Annotated in this window: 13 protein-coding genes and 1 riboswitch; of the genes, 6 read left to right on the top strand and 7 right to left on the bottom strand. The window is 65.2% G+C overall.

Annotated elements, in window-relative coordinates:
* The first annotated feature begins 119 nt into the window (after positions 1-119).
* Positions 120-210, top strand: a riboswitch (glycine riboswitch).
* Positions 211-367: 157 nt separating this feature from the next.
* The 6 genes from gcvT to JAO75_RS02515 all read left to right on the top strand — a co-directional run bounded on the left by gcvT (position 368) and on the right by JAO75_RS02515 (position 7,614).
* Entirely contained in the window at positions 368-1,510 is a 1,143-nt protein-coding gene (gene gcvT, locus JAO75_RS02540; RefSeq protein ID WP_199046427.1) for a glycine cleavage system aminomethyltransferase GcvT, read from the top strand.
* A 22-nt stretch (positions 1,511-1,532) separates the two neighbouring features.
* Positions 1,533-1,907, top strand: a complete 375-nt coding sequence (gcvH, locus tag JAO75_RS02535; RefSeq protein WP_199046426.1) for a glycine cleavage system protein GcvH — start codon at positions 1,533-1,535, stop codon at positions 1,905-1,907.
* 28 nt (positions 1,908-1,935) lie between these two features.
* On the top strand, positions 1,936-2,409 hold the full coding sequence (locus JAO75_RS02530) for an OsmC family protein (RefSeq protein ID WP_199046425.1): 474 nt from the start codon (positions 1,936-1,938) through the stop codon (positions 2,407-2,409).
* A gap of 24 nt (positions 2,410-2,433) precedes the next feature.
* On the top strand, positions 2,434-3,774 hold the full coding sequence (gene gcvPA / locus JAO75_RS02525; protein ID WP_199046423.1) for an aminomethyl-transferring glycine dehydrogenase subunit GcvPA: 1,341 nt from the start codon (positions 2,434-2,436) through the stop codon (positions 3,772-3,774).
* Entirely contained in the window at positions 3,774-5,348 is a 1,575-nt protein-coding gene (gcvPB, locus tag JAO75_RS02520) for an aminomethyl-transferring glycine dehydrogenase subunit GcvPB (protein WP_199046421.1), read from the top strand. The genes gcvPA and gcvPB overlap by 1 nt, the downstream gene beginning before the upstream one ends.
* A 208-nt stretch (positions 5,349-5,556) precedes the next feature.
* Positions 5,557-7,614: an acyltransferase family protein gene (locus JAO75_RS02515; RefSeq protein WP_199046418.1), complete on the top strand. Its 2,058-nt coding sequence runs from the start codon at positions 5,557-5,559 to the stop codon at positions 7,612-7,614.
* A gap of 50 nt (positions 7,615-7,664) precedes the next feature.
* Here the strand turns inward: JAO75_RS02515 and JAO75_RS02510 are convergent, their stop codons facing one another.
* The 7 genes from JAO75_RS02510 to JAO75_RS02480 all read right to left on the bottom strand — a co-directional run bounded on the left by JAO75_RS02510 (position 7,665) and on the right by JAO75_RS02480 (position 14,792).
* Positions 7,665-8,327 carry an HAD family hydrolase gene (locus JAO75_RS02510; protein ID WP_199046416.1) on the bottom strand — a complete coding sequence of 221 codons (663 nt, stop codon included), beginning with the start codon at positions 8,325-8,327 and terminating at the stop codon, positions 7,665-7,667.
* Positions 8,328-8,406: 79 nt separating this feature from the next.
* Positions 8,407-8,892, bottom strand: coding sequence for a F0F1 ATP synthase subunit B family protein (locus JAO75_RS02505; protein ID WP_199046414.1), 486 nt, complete (start codon positions 8,890-8,892; stop codon positions 8,407-8,409).
* A 13-nt stretch (positions 8,893-8,905) separates the two neighbouring features.
* Positions 8,906-9,454 carry a F0F1 ATP synthase subunit B family protein gene (locus tag JAO75_RS02500; RefSeq protein ID WP_199046412.1) on the bottom strand — a complete coding sequence of 183 codons (549 nt, stop codon included), beginning with the start codon at positions 9,452-9,454 and terminating at the stop codon, positions 8,906-8,908.
* A gap of 117 nt (positions 9,455-9,571) precedes the next feature.
* On the bottom strand, positions 9,572-9,796 hold the full coding sequence (locus JAO75_RS02495) for a F0F1 ATP synthase subunit C (RefSeq protein ID WP_036357820.1): 225 nt from the start codon (positions 9,794-9,796) through the stop codon (positions 9,572-9,574).
* A gap of 56 nt (positions 9,797-9,852) precedes the next feature.
* A complete protein-coding gene (locus JAO75_RS02490; RefSeq protein WP_199046410.1) occupies positions 9,853-10,581 on the bottom strand; it encodes a F0F1 ATP synthase subunit A in 729 nt (242 codons plus the stop codon).
* A 59-nt stretch (positions 10,582-10,640) separates the two neighbouring features.
* Positions 10,641-11,012: an AtpZ/AtpI family protein gene (locus JAO75_RS02485; RefSeq protein WP_199046408.1), complete on the bottom strand. Its 372-nt coding sequence runs from the start codon at positions 11,010-11,012 to the stop codon at positions 10,641-10,643.
* A 321-nt stretch (positions 11,013-11,333) separates the two neighbouring features.
* Positions 11,334-14,792, bottom strand: coding sequence for a chromosome segregation SMC family protein (locus tag JAO75_RS02480; protein WP_199046407.1), 3,459 nt, complete (start codon positions 14,790-14,792; stop codon positions 11,334-11,336).
* Between the last annotated feature and the right edge of the window lie 42 nt (positions 14,793-14,834).

Here is a 14,834-nt window from a genome sequence, read left to right as displayed (position 1 = left end):
TCTGTGACAGATGGCCCCTAAGATGGTGCCTCACGGGCGTGGCGTCAATTAAAGGGTGAACAGGCCTGCCTTGCTTTGTTGACAGAAGATCAATTCCTCTTCAGAGCTTAGGCCAGCCGATGATCCCCGCGGAAGAGACCGGACCATGAGTCCGGCGCCGAAGGCGCAACCGCCCCGGAAACGCTCAGGCCAAAGGACCGCGCGGGAGCTGGCACTCTGGAAAGCGGCGACGTTTGAAAGCGTCGTCCACCGACGGGCGTAACCTGGAGCTTCGGCTCTTCAGGGAAATCTCTCAGGTCTCGGGACAGAGGGGGCGCAGAGCAACGGGCCGCAAGGCTCGATGGAACGCGCACCTTTGAGGAAACCGATGGCCGAGCCAGCCCGCAGCGACGAGCCGCTCCTGAAAACCCCGCTTCATGCCGAGCATGTGGCCTGCGGTGCCCGCATGGTGCCCTTCGCCGGCTATGACATGCCGGTGCAGTACCCCGCGGGCATCCTCACCGAACACAACTGGACCCGCGAGCACGCGGGGCTGTTCGATGTCTCCCACATGGGGCAGGCGGCCCTTGGTGGCCCGGATCACGAAACCACCGCCCGCGCTCTCGAAGCGCTGATCCCGGCCGACATCGTGAACCTCAAGCCGGGGCAGCAGCGCTATTCGCAGCTTTTGGATGAGAACGGCGGCATCCTCGACGACCTCATGGTGACGCGTCCCACCACCGACGAGGAGGAGGGCTACATCTATCTCGTCGTCAACGCCTCGATGAAAGAGGCGGATTACGCTCATATCCAGGCGCGGCTGCCGCATGGGGTGACGCTCGTGCGCGGCGAGGACCGGGCTCTCCTCGCCCTCCAAGGGCCTGCCGCCGAGGGCGTTCTGACGCGTCTGGGCAGCAACGCGGCTTCCCTCAGTTTCATGATGTCCGGCTGGTTCGAGATTGCCGGCTTGCGCTGTCATGTTTCCCGTTCGGGCTACACGGGTGAGGATGGCTTCGAGATTTCGGTCAAAGCGGACGATGCCGCCGCACTCTGGCGTGCGCTCCTCGCCGACCCGGAAGTGAAGCCCATCGGCCTCGGTGCGCGCGACTCGCTGCGGCTCGAGGCAGGCCTGTGCCTCTACGGCCATGACATCGACACCACCACGTCGCCCATCGAGGCGGGCCTGATCTGGTCGATTCAAAAGCGCCGCCGCGAGGAGGGGGGATTCCCCGGTGCCGAGCGCATTCAGCGCGAGATCAAGGACGGGGCTGCACGTGTTCGCGTGGGCATCAAGCCGGAAGGCCGCGCTCCCGCCCGTGAGGGCTCCGTCATCACCACGCCCGACGGACGCGAGGTCGGCATCGTGACCTCCGGCGGCTTCGGCCCCACGGTCAACGGCCCGGTCGCCATGGGCTATGTCTCGAAGGATGTGTCGGCCGTGGGCACCGACCTTCATCTCATCGTTCGCGGCAAGCCGCTGCCGGCCAAGGTCGCGGCCATGCCGTTCGCCCCCCATCGCTACAAGCGCTGACATTCAAAAGAGGGAATTCACCATGACTACGCGCTACACCAAGGATCACGAATACATCCGCATCGAGGGAGATGCCGGTATCGTGGGCATTTCCGACTACGCCCAAGGCCAGCTCGGCGACGTGGTGTTCGTGGAACTGCCGAGCGTCGGCAAGACCCTGTCGAAGGGCGACGAGGCGGCTGTCGTCGAGAGCGTGAAGGCGGCAAGCGAAGTCTATGCGCCCGTCTCCGGCGAGGTGGTCGAGGTTAACAGCGAGCTCGAAGCTTCTCCTGGCACCGTCAACGAGGATCCGGCCGGCCGCGGCTGGTTCATGAAGATTCGCCTCACGAACGAGAGCGAGCTCGACGGTCTCATGACCGAAGAGCAGTACGGGGAATTCGTGAAGTCTATCAGCTGAAGACAGCGATCATAGCAAGGGGGGCACCATGTCACACGAATATACAGCTACCGTCCGCTGGAGCCGCGATGGCGCAACCTTCTCGGACAACCGCTACAGCCGCGGACATTATTGGTCGTTCGATTGCGGAATCGAGGTGCTGGCATCGGCATCGCCTTCGGTTGTAGCGCCGCCCTTGTCTCGGGAGGACGCGGTCGATCCCGAGGAGGCCTTCGTCGCGACGGTGTCGAGCTGCCACATGCTGACGTTCCTTTGGGTCGCCGCAAAGAAGCGCTTTGTCGTCGACAGCTATAAGGACCACGCTCTTGGGATCATGACCCCGAACGAAAAGGGCAAGCTTTTCGTTTCCAAGGTCACGCTGAACCCGGTGATCGAGTTCTCCGGCGACAAGATCCCGACATCTGAGCAGATCGCCGAGATGCACCATCTCGCCCATGAGGAATGCTACATCGCCAATTCCGTCCGTACGGAGATTGTCGTGGCAGGCGTTCCTTCGCACTAAATCTATCTCAAAGGTTCATTGCCGATGCGCTATTTGCCTCTATCCGATACCGACCGCAGCGAGATGCTCGCGCGGATTGGCGTCAACACTGTTGACGACTTGTTCGCCGACGTACCGAAAAGCCTGCTCCTCAGGGAGCCGGTGGACCTGCCGCGTCGCAAGGGCGAACTGGAGGTGGAGCGCATCCTCTCCCGCATGTCCGCGAAGAACATCTCGGCCTCATCCGTGCCGTTCTTCGTCGGCGCCGGCGCCTACAAGCACCATGTGCCGGCCACCGTCGATCACCTGATCCAGCGCTCCGAGTTCCTGACGAGCTACACGCCGTATCAGCCGGAGATCGCGCAAGGGACGCTGCAGTACCTCTTCGAGTTCCAGACTCAGGTTGCCGCGCTCACCGGCATGGAGGTGGCGAATGCCTCCATGTATGACGGCTCGACCGGCACGGGCGAAGCGGTGCTCATGGCGCACCGCGTCACCAAGCGCCGCAAGGCGGTGCTCTCGGGCGGCCTGCATCCGCATTATGCCGATGTGGTGCGGACTCTCTCGGAGATGTCGAGCGACGACGTCGTCACCATGGCGCCCGACGTGGGCGGCACCGAGGACGTCCTGTCCCAGATCGACGACAGCGTGTCCTGCGTGGTCGTGCAGTCGCCGGACGTGTTCGGCAACCTGCGCGACCTGAAGCCCATCGCCGACAAGGCGCACCAGCATGGCGCGCTGCTGATTGCCGTGTTCACGGAGGCCGTGTCGCTCGGCCTGGTGAAGTCGCCCGGCAGCCAGGGTGCCGACATCGTGGTGGGCGAGGGCCAGTCCATCGGCAACGCGCTGAACTTCGGCGGGCCTTATGTGGGCCTCTTCGCCACCCAGTCGAAATATCTGCGCCAGATGCCGGGCCGCCTCTGCGGCGAGACGGTGGATGCGGACAGCAACCGCGGCTTCGTGCTCACGCTCTCGACCCGCGAGCAGCACATCCGCCGCGACAAGGCGACCTCGAACATCTGCACCAATTCGGGCCTCTGCTCGCTCGCCTTCACCATTCACATGACGCTGCTCGGCGAAGCGGGCCTTTCGCGCCTCGCCCGCATCAACCATGCCAATGCGGTGAAGCTCGCCGACCAGCTGGCTTCCGTGAAGGGCGTCGAGGTTCTCAACAAGACGTTCTTCAACGAGTTCACGTTGAGGCTCGCAAAGCCCGCGGACGAAGTGGTGGAGCGTCTTGCCGAGAAGGGCGTGCTTGCGGGCGTTCCCGTGTCGCGCCTCCTGCCCGGCGCCGGCCTCGACAATCTGCTCCTCGTCGCTTCGACCGAAGTGAACACCGATGATGATCGCGCGGCTCTCGCGGCCGCCTTGAAGGAGGTTCTGTGATGTTGAACCGCCAGGGACGTCCCTCTTCCGCCGGCCAAGCGGGCACCACCGAGCATCCGACCTTTACCGGCAACAAGGCGCTGGCGCAGATCGAGCCGCTGCTGTTCGAGATCGGCCGCTATGACACCACCGGCGTCGATCTCGACGAGCCGGAGGATTTCAAGCCGCGCCTCGGCGGGCTCGAGCGCAAGGAGGCCATCGGACTGCCGGGCCTGTCCGAGCCTGAGACCATGCGCCACTACGTACGCCTGAGCCAGCAGAACTACGGCATCGACACAGGTCTCTTCCCGCTCGGCTCCTGCACGATGAAGCACAATGCGCGTCTCAACGAGCGCATGGCGCGCCTGCCGGGCTTCTCGGACGTGCACCCGCTGCAGCCGGTCTCCACCGTGCAGGGCGCGCTGGAGCTCATGAACGAGCTCGGCCGCTATCTGGTCACGCTCACCAACATGACCGCCGTGGCGCTCTCGCCGAAGGCCGGCGCCCATGGCGAGCTCTGCGGCATGATGGCGATCAAGGCCGCCATCGAGGCCAAGGGCGAGGGCAAGACCCGCAATGTGGTGCTTGTGCCGGATTCCGCGCACGGCACGAACCCGGCGACCGCGGCGCTGATCGGCTTCAAGGTGAAGCCGGTTCCGGCCCGCGAGGACGGCTGGGTGCATGTGGAGGACGTCAAGGAGCGTCTCGGTCCCGACGTGGCGGCCATCATGCTCACGAACCCCAACACCTGCGGGCTCTTCGAGCCGCAGGTGGCGGAGATCGCCAAGGCGATCCACGACGCGGGCGCGTACTTCTACTGCGACGGCGCGAACTTCAACGCCATCGTGGGCAAGGCGAAGCCCGGCGATCTCGGCGTCGATGCCATGCACATCAACCTGCACAAGACCTTCTCGACGCCGCATGGCGGCGGCGGCCCGGGCTCCGGCCCGGTGGTGCTCTCCGAGCGCTTGGCGCCCTTCGCGCCGGTGCCGTTCGTGCGGGTGAAGGATGGCAGCTTCGAACTGGTTGAGCAAAACAATGAGGCCGGCGGCACTGCCGCCCCCTTTGGCCGCATGACTGCCTTCCACGGCCAGATGGGCATGTATGTGCGCGCTCTGTCCTACATGCTCTCGCATGGTTCGGACGGCATGAAGCAGGCCTCCGAGGATGCGGTGCTCAACGCCAACTACATCCGCGCGGGCCTCGCCGATCTCATGTCGCTGCCCTTCGGCAACAAGCCCTGCATGCACGAGGTGCTGTTCGACGACGCGTGGCTCAAGGACACGGGCGTGACCACGCTAGACGTGGCCAAGGCCATGATCGACGAGGGCTACCACCCGATGACCATGTACTTCCCGCTGGTGGTGCATGGGGCCATGCTCATCGAGCCGACAGAATCCGAATCGAAGGCGTCGCTGGACCTCTTCGTCGCGATGCTGCGCGACCTCGCCATGGCGGCCAAGAACGGCGACAAGGAGCGCTTCACCGGCGCCCCCTACCACGCCCCCCGCCGCCGCCTCGACGAGACCCGCGCCGCCCGCAGCCCTATCCTCAAATGGACGCCGCCCGCGCCGGTGGCGGAAGCGGCGGAGTAGACGACCGAAGCCCTCCCGCATCGATGCGGGAGGGCTTCGGTCAAACGGCATGACCTAGCGGCAATTGGTCCTCCTGGATCATAAGCTTCCCCTCTAAATGGAGGGGGACGAATGCGCATGGGCTTTCTAGAAGTGGGGGGAAGCTTGCGCTACTCAGGTCCAGGCTTCGAATGGACATGAGTCGTGCTTGAGCACGGCCAGGATAAGAATGCAGATGACCGCCTCCGCACGCTCCACTTTTCGTCCTGAAATCCAGGGACTTCGCACGATCGGAGCTTTGCTCGTTGCCTGCTTCCACATCTGGGGCGGGCGCGTCTCCGGCGGCGTAGACGTGTTCTTCGTCGTCTCGGGCTTCCTGATCACCGGCTCCCTCTACAAGGAAGTTCAGAGAAGCCAGACCATCGACGTCGTCGCCTTCTGGGGGCGCATCGCCAAGCGCATCGCGCCCATGGCCTATGCCGTTCTCGCCCTGACCCTGCTCGCCGCCCTGTTGTGGATGCCCCAATCTCGGCAGGCAGGCTTTCTGTCCGAGGTGATCTACAGCGCCCTTCATCTTGAGAACGTCAAGCTCATGATGAACTCGGTCGACTACCTTGCCCGTGACGAGGCGCCCAGCCCCGTTCAGCAGTTCTGGGCGCTGTCGGTGCAGGTGCAGTTCTACGCCGTGTGGCCCTTCCTGCTGCTGGGTGTAGCCCTTGCCGCCCGCAGGCTGCGCACCGGAGCTTACGCCTATCTTGTTGCCCTCGCGGCCGTGTTCCTGGGCTCTCTGGCCTATTCGATAGTGCAGACCCGCCTCGACCCATCGCCCACCTACTTCAATACTCTGGCACGGGTCTGGGAATTCGCCCTGGGCGGAATTCTCGCCGTTGCCCTTCCCCATGTGCAACTGCCGGAACGGTTGCGCGAGATCGCCGGATGGGTGGGATTGGCCGCGGTGGTGAGCTGCGGCTTCGTCATTCCGGTCTCTGCTCATTATCCCGGCTATGTCGCGCTGTGGCCGACCCTGGGCGCGGCGCTGGTGCTTCTGTCGGGCGGCGGCCGGACGCGCTTTGGCGCCGATCGAATCCTGGCGGCGCGGCCGCTTGTGGCCTTGGGAGAGATCTCGTTCTCGTTCTACCTCTGGCACTGGCCGGTTCTGATTTTTGCTCTGCTGATCACGCACCAAAAGAAGCTTGGCCTTTGGGGCGGATTGGCCGTGATCGCAATCGCGCTGTTCGGGGCCTATGTGACCGCCCGCTGGCTGGAGCAGCCGATCCACCGCTCGTCGGTCGGGAAGAGGAAGGCTTGGCACATCCACGCCATGGGAGCCGCACTGGCCATGCCAGTGCTCTTTCTATCCGCTTCATGGCTCGTTCTGAACGAGACCACAGCAGAGCGTGAGCGTCAGACCCTCGAGCACAGGAACAGGGATTATCCCGGCGGAGCCATCCCCATGGCAGTTGCTACAGCCGTAAGGCCGAATGTGCCCGTATATCCAGCTCCTGCCGCTGTGAAACGCAAGCATCCAAACCGCTGCCAGCAGAACGAAAAGAAAGCCGAGGTGCTGACATGCACCTACGGCCTCAAGGAAAAACCCCGCAAGACCATCGCTCTCGTCGGTGGTTCTCATGCAGAACATTGGCTCCCGGCTCTTGAGAAGCTGGCCTTCGAGCAAAAGTGGCAGATCGTTGCGATCACCAAGAGCGCTTGCCCATTCATCCCGAACAGGGGCGGCAATCCATCGTGTGTGCAATGGAACAAAGACGTTCATGACGTGCTGCAGAAGCTTCGGCCGGATGCTGTATTCACCACATCCACTCGGCGCATGAGGACACCGGACGGGGCCGGCGAGTACGTGCCTGATGGTTATGTGAAGCAATGGCAGCGGTTGGCTGAGAACGGCATAACGGTGATTGCGATCCGAGATAATCCCAAGATGAAAGCAGGGGTTCTCGAATGCGTGGAGACCTATCCCAACGACATCAAACGATGCGGCGTGCCGTTTCGGCAGCATTTCAATGAGATCGATCCCACGTCCAACCTTAGGGAAAAGCTCAAGACGGTCAGCTTCATCGATCTCACCGACAGATTCTGCGACGGCCAAGTGTGCTTGCCGGTAGGTGGCAACGTCTTGGTCTATCGCGATACACACCATATCACGATTGAGTATTCACGGACCCTCGCGACTCCTCTCGGGGAGCGGATGCGGCAGGTTCGTCCCGACTTGTTCTTGGCAGATACTTCGCTCGACCCCGAGAAGCAGCAAGCTGCAGGGGCTGGGGAGTAGCTTCGAACTGGCTTCAGTGAGGAAGCCAGGTAGCAGGCTTCGCCGTGCGCTCAGGGATGCGGAGAGATCAACTGTTGTATGATCTCTGGAAGCTCGGACATCCGCTCGATCACCACGGGCGCCCCAGCCGCCCGCAGCTTCTCCCGGTGCTCAGGCCCGCAATGTCCGCCGCCAATGAAGCCGATCACGCGCATGCCGGCGGCAATCGCCGCCTGAACGCCTGCGCTCGAATCCTCGATCACCACGCAATCGCGCGGGTTCGCACCCATCTGCGCGGCGGCGTGGAGGAACAGGTCCGGCGCCGGCTTGCCGCAGGCTACTTCAGTGGCGCTGAAAACGTGCTCGAACAGGTCCGACAATCCTGTGACGCGCAGCGACAGAGCAATCCGCTCGGGTGTGGAGGAGGAGGCTACGCAGCGCGGGTAGGGCAGTGAGAGAATCGCCTCTCGGACGCCGGGAACCGGCTGAAGTTCCGTCTCGAAACGCTCGAACAGGGCGTGGTTGAGCCGTTTGCTGAAATCGGCCGGGATCGTGCAGCCGCGCTCTGCCTCGATACGGGCGATCTGATCTTTCAGGCTCACCCCGACGAACTGGCGCGCGATGTCCTCGGCCGTGTAGGGCACGCCCATCTCGGTCAGGATCTCCGCGTCGATCCGACAGCTCAGCACTTCGGAATCCACCAGGACGCCGTCGCAGTCGAAGATCAGAAGCATGGTTGGGTTTCCAGGATGCTCTCCAGCAAAAAGGCCGCCTTGGGGGCGGCCTTTGAGATCCTAATCTGTGCGAAAAGCCTTACTGCAGCTTCGTGCGCACGTCGTTGAGGCTAGACGTGACGAGCGAGGCGGCGGTGGCGCCGGTGATCTCGTCGCGCAGGACGCGCTCGGATGCCTTGATGGCGGCGTCGACGGCGGCGGCGCGCACTTCCGCGGAGGCCTGGGCCTCGGCCTGGGCGATCTTCGCCTCGGCGGTGGCCGTGCGGCGCTTCACGAAGTCGGCCATCTTCTCCTGGGCCTCGGCGGCGAGGCGCTCGGCCTCGGCGCGAGCGGTGGAGACGATGTCGGCGGCCTCGCGCTCGGCGGCGGCGCGCTTGGACTCGTACTCCTTGAGGAGCCGTTCGGCATCCTGGCGCAGGCGCTTGGCCTCGGCCAGCTCATCGGCAATGCGCTTGCCGCGGGAATCGAGCTGGTTCATCACCTTGCCCGGAACGCCGAGATAGAACATCAGGCCCCAGAAGATGAAGAAGGCGACCGCAACCCAGAAAGTGGTGTTCTCTAACATGCGGGTCTCCCGATCAGGCCTTGATCTGGTTGAGAGCGGCTTCGACCTTCTGCGGGGCAGGGGCCTTGCCGGTGAGGCGCTCGATGATGGCGGAAGCCGTGTCGCGCGCGATGGCGTCCACGTGGCTCATGGCCTCGGACTTCTTGGACGAGATCGTCGCCTCGGCCTCGGCGAGGCGCTGGTTGAGGTCGGCCTCGAGCGCCTTGCGCTTGGCGTCGCTCTCGGCCGAGAGCTTGGCGCGGGTTTCCTGGGCCAGGGCCTGAGCGCGGCCCTTGGCTTCGGCCAGCGACTTCTCGTAGGCGGAGCCTGCTTCTTCCGCGCGGGATTTCATGGCGGCCGCGTCGTCGAGATCGCTGGCGATCATCGCACGGCGGTTTTCGATGATACCGCTCAGGCGCGGGAGGACCAGCCGGGAGAGCAGCGTGTAGAGCACCACGAAGGTGATCGCCAGCCAGAGGAGCTGACCGCCGAACGTCTCCGTCGCGAAGGGCGGGAACCCGACGTCTTCGTGAGCGCCGCCGTGGGCCTCCGTTGTGGCGTTGGTCGTTTGAGCCTGAGCCATGAGCAGATCCTAAAGTACCATCCTACAAACATGAATGACGGCGGTTCAATCCGCCGTCACCCCTGTTGAGACGAAGCGCGTCAAGCGCGCCTCAGCCTCCCGATCACCGTCTTGAGATTAGGTGAAGAGCAGAACGAGAGCGACGACGAGGCAGAAGATGCCGAGACCTTCCGCGAGCGCCGCACCGATGAAGGCGCGGGCGAACTGGCTGTCGGCCGCCGACGGGTTGCGCAGGGCGCCCGAGAGGAAGTTGCCGAAGATGTTGCCGACGCCCATGGCGGCGAGGCCCATGCCAATGCAGGCGAGGCCCGCGCCGAGGAACTTGAAAGCGATCGGATCCATTGTGATCTCCTTGGGGATATACTGTGATCGGGAGGGAAGGTTAACTCAGCGCAGACCTAGTGCCCCGGGTGCAGCGCGTCGTTCAGGTAGATGCAGGTCAACACCGTGAAGACGTAGGCCTGCAGGGCGGCGACGAGGAACTCGAGCGCCATGAGAGCAACCGCCATGAGGAGCGGCAGCGGAGCGAGGATCGTCAGGGCGCCGCCGGCCGCCAGAAGGCTGACCACGAAGCCTGCGAAAACCTTCAGCGCGATGTGTCCCGCGAGCATGTTCGCGAAGAGACGCAGGGACAGCGAAATCGGGCGGGATAGGAAAGAGATGAGCTCGATCACCACGATGAAGGGCAGGAGCCAAGCCGGCACGCCCGACGGCACGAAGAGGCCGAGGAAGTGGGTACCGTGCTTGACGAAGCCGTAGATCACCACGGTGCCGATCACCAGCATGGCGAGCGCGAAGGTGACGATGATGTGGCTGGTGACCGTGAAGAAGCCCGGGATCATGCCGAGCAGGTTGGCCGTCAGCACGAACATGAAGAGCGAGAACACGAGGGGGAAGAACTTCATCCCCTCCTTGCCGGTGGCATCGACGAGCGTGTTCGCCACGAAATCGTGCAGCACCTCGGCGACCGACTGGGCGCGGCCCGGAACGACGGCGCGGTTGCGTGTGGCGTACAGGAGGCCGCCCACGATCACGGCGGCAGCGCCGATCATGAAGGCGGACGAATTGGTGAAGTTGATGACCGGAATAAGGGGCTTGATCTGGAATTGTTCGATCGGGCTCGCCATGATCCGCTCTCAAAAGTTCGTTGTTGCCAATGCCGTGCGGCGTTCGAAGTCGAGGTCCGTCAGCGCTTGTCTTCATACCGGGCGGGTTTGACCACCCCGGCTGCTCGCATCAGATTGAGCATCCCGGCGCAGAAGCCGAGTATCAGACAAACGATCAGACCCCAAGGGGAAGATCCGAACAGGTAGTCGACGATCCAACCCAGGATCCCGCCGGCCGCAACTCCTGCAACGAATTCGGCCGAGAGCCGGAAGGCTTGGCCAAGAGCAGTGGAATTGGACGTCGGGCGGGCGCGAGGTTCCGACTCGGCTCGTTGAACGGATGCTTGAGAGATCCGTGCATCGAGCGACTTCAGTCTCGCTGACAGGTCGGCATCATCGGCGCTGCTCGGTTCCCGCTCATCTCCACCGTTCCGCTCGTGAGGGTCCGCCATTGCGATCTCCTGTGAAGCGTTGCGGGAAAATGCCTGGAAAACCAGCCCCGAAAGCCGGGCGCACCATATGAGCGGGGTGCACCCCTGTCAAGAACAGTCTGAAAAGATGTAAGTTATTGGAATTGCTGGGCTAACGTAGTTTTCCCGCAGCCTGAGGCGGAAAGCGCACATGTTTTTGGGGCCGAAGCGTGGCGGGCCTTCAAAACCTTACGGCATCGGACCCAAAAGTGGAATCCACTTTTGGGATCCATTCGATGCCTTTTCCTTTAGCTGGCGCATCGTTCGGTGCGGAAAACCGGACCCACTTTTCCGCACGATGCGCTAGGCTACCTCAAGAATGCGCTCGGCGCTCTGGAGGTCGACGGAGACCAGTTGGGAGACGCCGCGCTCGGCCATGGTGACGCCGAACAGGCGGTCCATCCGGGCCATGGTGATCGGGTTGTGGGTGATGACCACGAAGCGGGTCTCGGTCTGGCGGGCCATGTCCTCGAGCAGAGCGCAGTAGCGCTCCACATTGGCGTCGTCGAGGGGCGCGTCCACCTCGTCCAGCACGCAGATCGGCGATGGGTTCGTGAGGAACACGGCGAAGATCAGCGCCGTGGCGGTTAGCGCCTGCTCGCCGCCGGAGAGCAGGGTCATGCTCTGGGGCTTCTTGCCGGGCGGACGGGCGAGGATTTCGAGGCCGGCTTCGAGCGGATCGTCCGAATCGACCAGGGTCAGCTCGGCCGTGCCGCCGCCGAACAGGGTGGTGAAGAGGCGCTTGAAATGGTCGTTCACCACGTCGAAGGCGGCCAGCAACCGCTCGCGGCCCTCGCGGTTGAGGCTGCCGATGGCCTGGCGCAAGCGCTTGATGGCCTCGACGAGGTCGTCCCGCTCGCCGGCGATGTTGTTGTACTTGGTTTCGAGCTCGGTCAGCTCCTCGTCGGCGCGCAGGTTCACGGCGCCGAGGCGTTCCCGGTCGTTCTTGAGCGAATGGAGCTTCGATTCGATCTCCGCATGCGGGGGAAGCTCGGTCGCCTCCTTGAGGCCGGCGAGCTCGATCAGCCCGGCCGGGGTCGTTTCGAGATTCTCCGCGATGGTGCGGGTGATCTCGGCTAGGCGCGCCACGGCGGCTTCATGACGGGCCTGGGAGCCGGCGCGGGATTCGCGGGCGGCCGAGAGCGCCTCAAGGGCCGAGCGGGCGGTGCGGTCGGTCTCGGCGAGGCCGGTCTCCGCATCGGCCAGACGGTCGGCGGCTTCCTTGCGCCTCGCCTCGGCCTCTTCGACTTCCGCAATGAGGGCGCGGCGGCGCTGGAGATAGGTGTCGGGAGCCTCCAGCAGGCGCTGGTGCTCGTCCTGGGCCCGCTCGAGGCGCTCGCCCAGATCTTCGAAGGCCCTGGCGGCGCGGGCGACGCGCTCGGTCCACAGGCGGATATCGGCCGCGAGAGCTTCCTGCCGGCGGCGGCGCAGCTCGGATTCGTGCATGAGCGATTGCAAGGCGGCGCGCGCCTCGGAGGCGGCGGCCCGGCGCTCGGCCACGCGGGTGCGCTCTTCGAGCAGACGGCTTTCCAGATCCGGCGCGGGAGCGAGGTCCTGCAGGGCTCCTTGGGCATCCTCGACGCGCTCCAGAGCTTCCGTCTCGCTCTCCCCGAGGCGGGCGAGGCCTTCCTGCAGGGCCGAGCGGCGCTGGCCGAGTTCGGCTTCCTTGCGCTCGACAGCCGTCAGACGGGTCCTGGCGGCATCGAGGGCCTGACGGGCCTGACGCGCGGCCTCGATGGCCTGCATTTCGTGGGACGCTGCCTGGCGGACGGCCTCGAGGGCCGCTTCCGCCTCATGCCGCAGGTGCTCGGCCTCCTCGCGGGCTTCCGCCGCCTCGCGCTCCAGGTCGCCGAGGCGGTTCTTTTCCGCCAGGCGGCGGGCCGCCGGGGAGGGCGCTTCCGCGGCATTGGTGAAGCCGTCCCAGCGCCACACGTCGCCTTCCTGCGAGACCAGCCGCTGGCCGGGCTTGAGGAGCGGGCGCAGGCGCAGGCCGTCGGCCCGGCTGACCACGCCGATCTGGCGCAGGCGGCGCTGCAGCTCGGCCGGAGCGCGGGCGAGATCGGCGAGCGACCGGACGCCGTCCGGCAGGGAAGGGTCTCCCGCGCCGGCACCGGTCATCTCCCAATGGGAGGGAGCGGAAGGATTGGTCGAGGCTTCGAGATCGTCGCCGAGGGCTGCGCCGAGCGCCGTCTCGTAACCCTTCTCGACCGTGATCTGGTCGAGGGCCGGAGGCCACAGGTCGCCGGTGGCGGAGGTCACGAGCTTGGCCAGGGTCAGCGCCTCGGTTTCGAGCCGCTGCGCCTTGCGCTCGGCCTCGTTGAGGGGCTGGCGCAGGCGGTTCTCGGCCTCGCGGGCCATCGACAGGGTTTCCCGCGCCTCGATCACGGCCTCTTCGGCGGACCCGGCGCTGTCCTCGGCCATCGCCATCTCCTCGCGGAGATCGTCGAGGGAGGGGCCGTCCTCGGTCGTGCCGGTGAGGGCTGCAATCTCGCGCTCCAGCCGCTCCTTCTCGGACCGGAACCGGGCGGCGCGTTCCATTTCTTCGCGCACGGCACGCTCCAGGGCGGCGCGGCGGGCATTGAGGTCGGAGGTCTGGGCCTGAAGGGCGCTTAAAGATGCTTCGGCCTCGTGCAGCTCGGCCTCGGCGGTATGAAGGCGTTCCTCGGCCTCGGCGCGGGCATCGTCCGCCCCGTCGGTGGTGAGCGCGATCTCGGCGGCCTCGGACTGGAGGCGCTCGATGGTGGCCTCGGCGTCGGTGCGCTGGGCGGCCTCGCGGGCGAGGTCGCGGTTGAGGTCGCCGATATGGCGCTCGAGCTCGGTGACGCGGTCCTTGGAGCGGCGCTCCTCCGATTCGAGCTCGTTGCGGGCGTGGGTCAGGCGCTGCAGGGCGGCCGCGGCGGCGGCCTCCTCCTGGCGCAGGCCGGGCAGGGCATGGGCCGCGACCGCCTGGGCGGTGGCCGCGCGGGTCTGCTCCTCGGTGGCATCGGCCACGGCCTTGAGGGCGTCCGCGACCTGGCGTTCGGCGGTGGCCGCCTGATCCCGCGCCTCCGAGAAGCTGATGGCGTACATCAGAGCTTCGAGGCGGCGGATCTCGGCCGAGAGGTTCTTGTAGCGGGAGGCTTGCCGGCCCTGGCGCTTCAGGCTCTCGATCTGGCTTTCCAGCTCGCGGGTCACGTCCTCGACGCGAACCAGATTGTCCTCGGCGGCTTTCAGCCGCAGCTCCGCCTCGTGACGGCGGGCATGCAGGCCCGCGATGCCGGCGGCGTCTTCGAGGATGCGGCGGCGGGCCTGGGGCTTGGCCGAGATGATCTCGCTGATCTGGCCCTGGCGAACCAGAGCGGGAGAGCGGGAGCCGGTGGCGGCGTCGGCGAAGAGGATCTGGACGTCGCGGGCGCGCACTTCCTTGCCGTTGACCCGGTAGGTCGAGCCTTCCTCGCGCTCGATCTTGCGGGAGATTTCAAGGAGGTCCGTGTCGTTGAAGGCGGCGGGCGCCGTGCGCTCGGCATTGTCGATGGTGAGCATCACCTCGGCCCAGTTGCGGGCCGGACGGCCGCCGGAGCCGGAGAAGATGACGTCGTCCATCCCCGTGGCGCGCATGTTCTTGAAGGAGTTCTCCCCCATGACCCAGCGCAGGGCCTCGACGAGGTTGGACTTGCCGCAGCCGTTCGGCCCGACAACGCCGGTCAGGCCCGGCTCGATCAGGAAGTCGGTGGGCTCGACGAATGTCTTGAAGCCTGCAATGCGAAGGCGCGTCAGCTTCATGGACGCGCCTTCCCGTCCCGCCCGGACAGGGCAGGATGACGG

The organism is Microvirga splendida (genome assembly GCF_016427565.1).
GTDB classification, from domain to species: domain Bacteria; phylum Pseudomonadota; class Alphaproteobacteria; order Rhizobiales; family Beijerinckiaceae; genus Microvirga; species Microvirga splendida.
Note: the sequence above shows the minus strand (reverse complement) of the source record. Positions and strands in the feature narration are given on the sequence as shown.

Coding starts and splice junctions, on each gene's coding strand:
- gcvT (WP_199046427.1), top strand. CDS start 368: ATGGCCGAGCCAGCCCGCAGCGACGAGCCGCTCCTGAAAACCCCGCTT.
- gcvH (WP_199046426.1), top strand. CDS start 1,533: ATGACTACGCGCTACACCAAGGATCACGAATACATCCGCATCGAGGGA.
- JAO75_RS02530 (WP_199046425.1), top strand. CDS start 1,936: ATGTCACACGAATATACAGCTACCGTCCGCTGGAGCCGCGATGGCGCA.
- gcvPA (WP_199046423.1), top strand. CDS start 2,434: ATGCGCTATTTGCCTCTATCCGATACCGACCGCAGCGAGATGCTCGCG.
- gcvPB (WP_199046421.1), top strand. CDS start 3,774: ATGTTGAACCGCCAGGGACGTCCCTCTTCCGCCGGCCAAGCGGGCACC.
- JAO75_RS02515 (WP_199046418.1), top strand. CDS start 5,557: ATGCAGATGACCGCCTCCGCACGCTCCACTTTTCGTCCTGAAATCCAG.
- JAO75_RS02510 (WP_199046416.1), bottom strand. CDS start 8,327: ATGCTTCTGATCTTCGACTGCGACGGCGTCCTGGTGGATTCCGAAGTG.
- JAO75_RS02505 (WP_199046414.1), bottom strand. CDS start 8,892: ATGTTAGAGAACACCACTTTCTGGGTTGCGGTCGCCTTCTTCATCTTC.
- JAO75_RS02500 (WP_199046412.1), bottom strand. CDS start 9,454: ATGGCTCAGGCTCAAACGACCAACGCCACAACGGAGGCCCACGGCGGC.
- JAO75_RS02495 (WP_036357820.1), bottom strand. CDS start 9,796: ATGGATCCGATCGCTTTCAAGTTCCTCGGCGCGGGCCTCGCCTGCATT.
- JAO75_RS02490 (WP_199046410.1), bottom strand. CDS start 10,581: ATGGCGAGCCCGATCGAACAATTCCAGATCAAGCCCCTTATTCCGGTC.
- JAO75_RS02485 (WP_199046408.1), bottom strand. CDS start 11,012: ATGGCGGACCCTCACGAGCGGAACGGTGGAGATGAGCGGGAACCGAGC.
- JAO75_RS02480 (WP_199046407.1), bottom strand. CDS start 14,792: ATGAAGCTGACGCGCCTTCGCATTGCAGGCTTCAAGACATTCGTCGAG.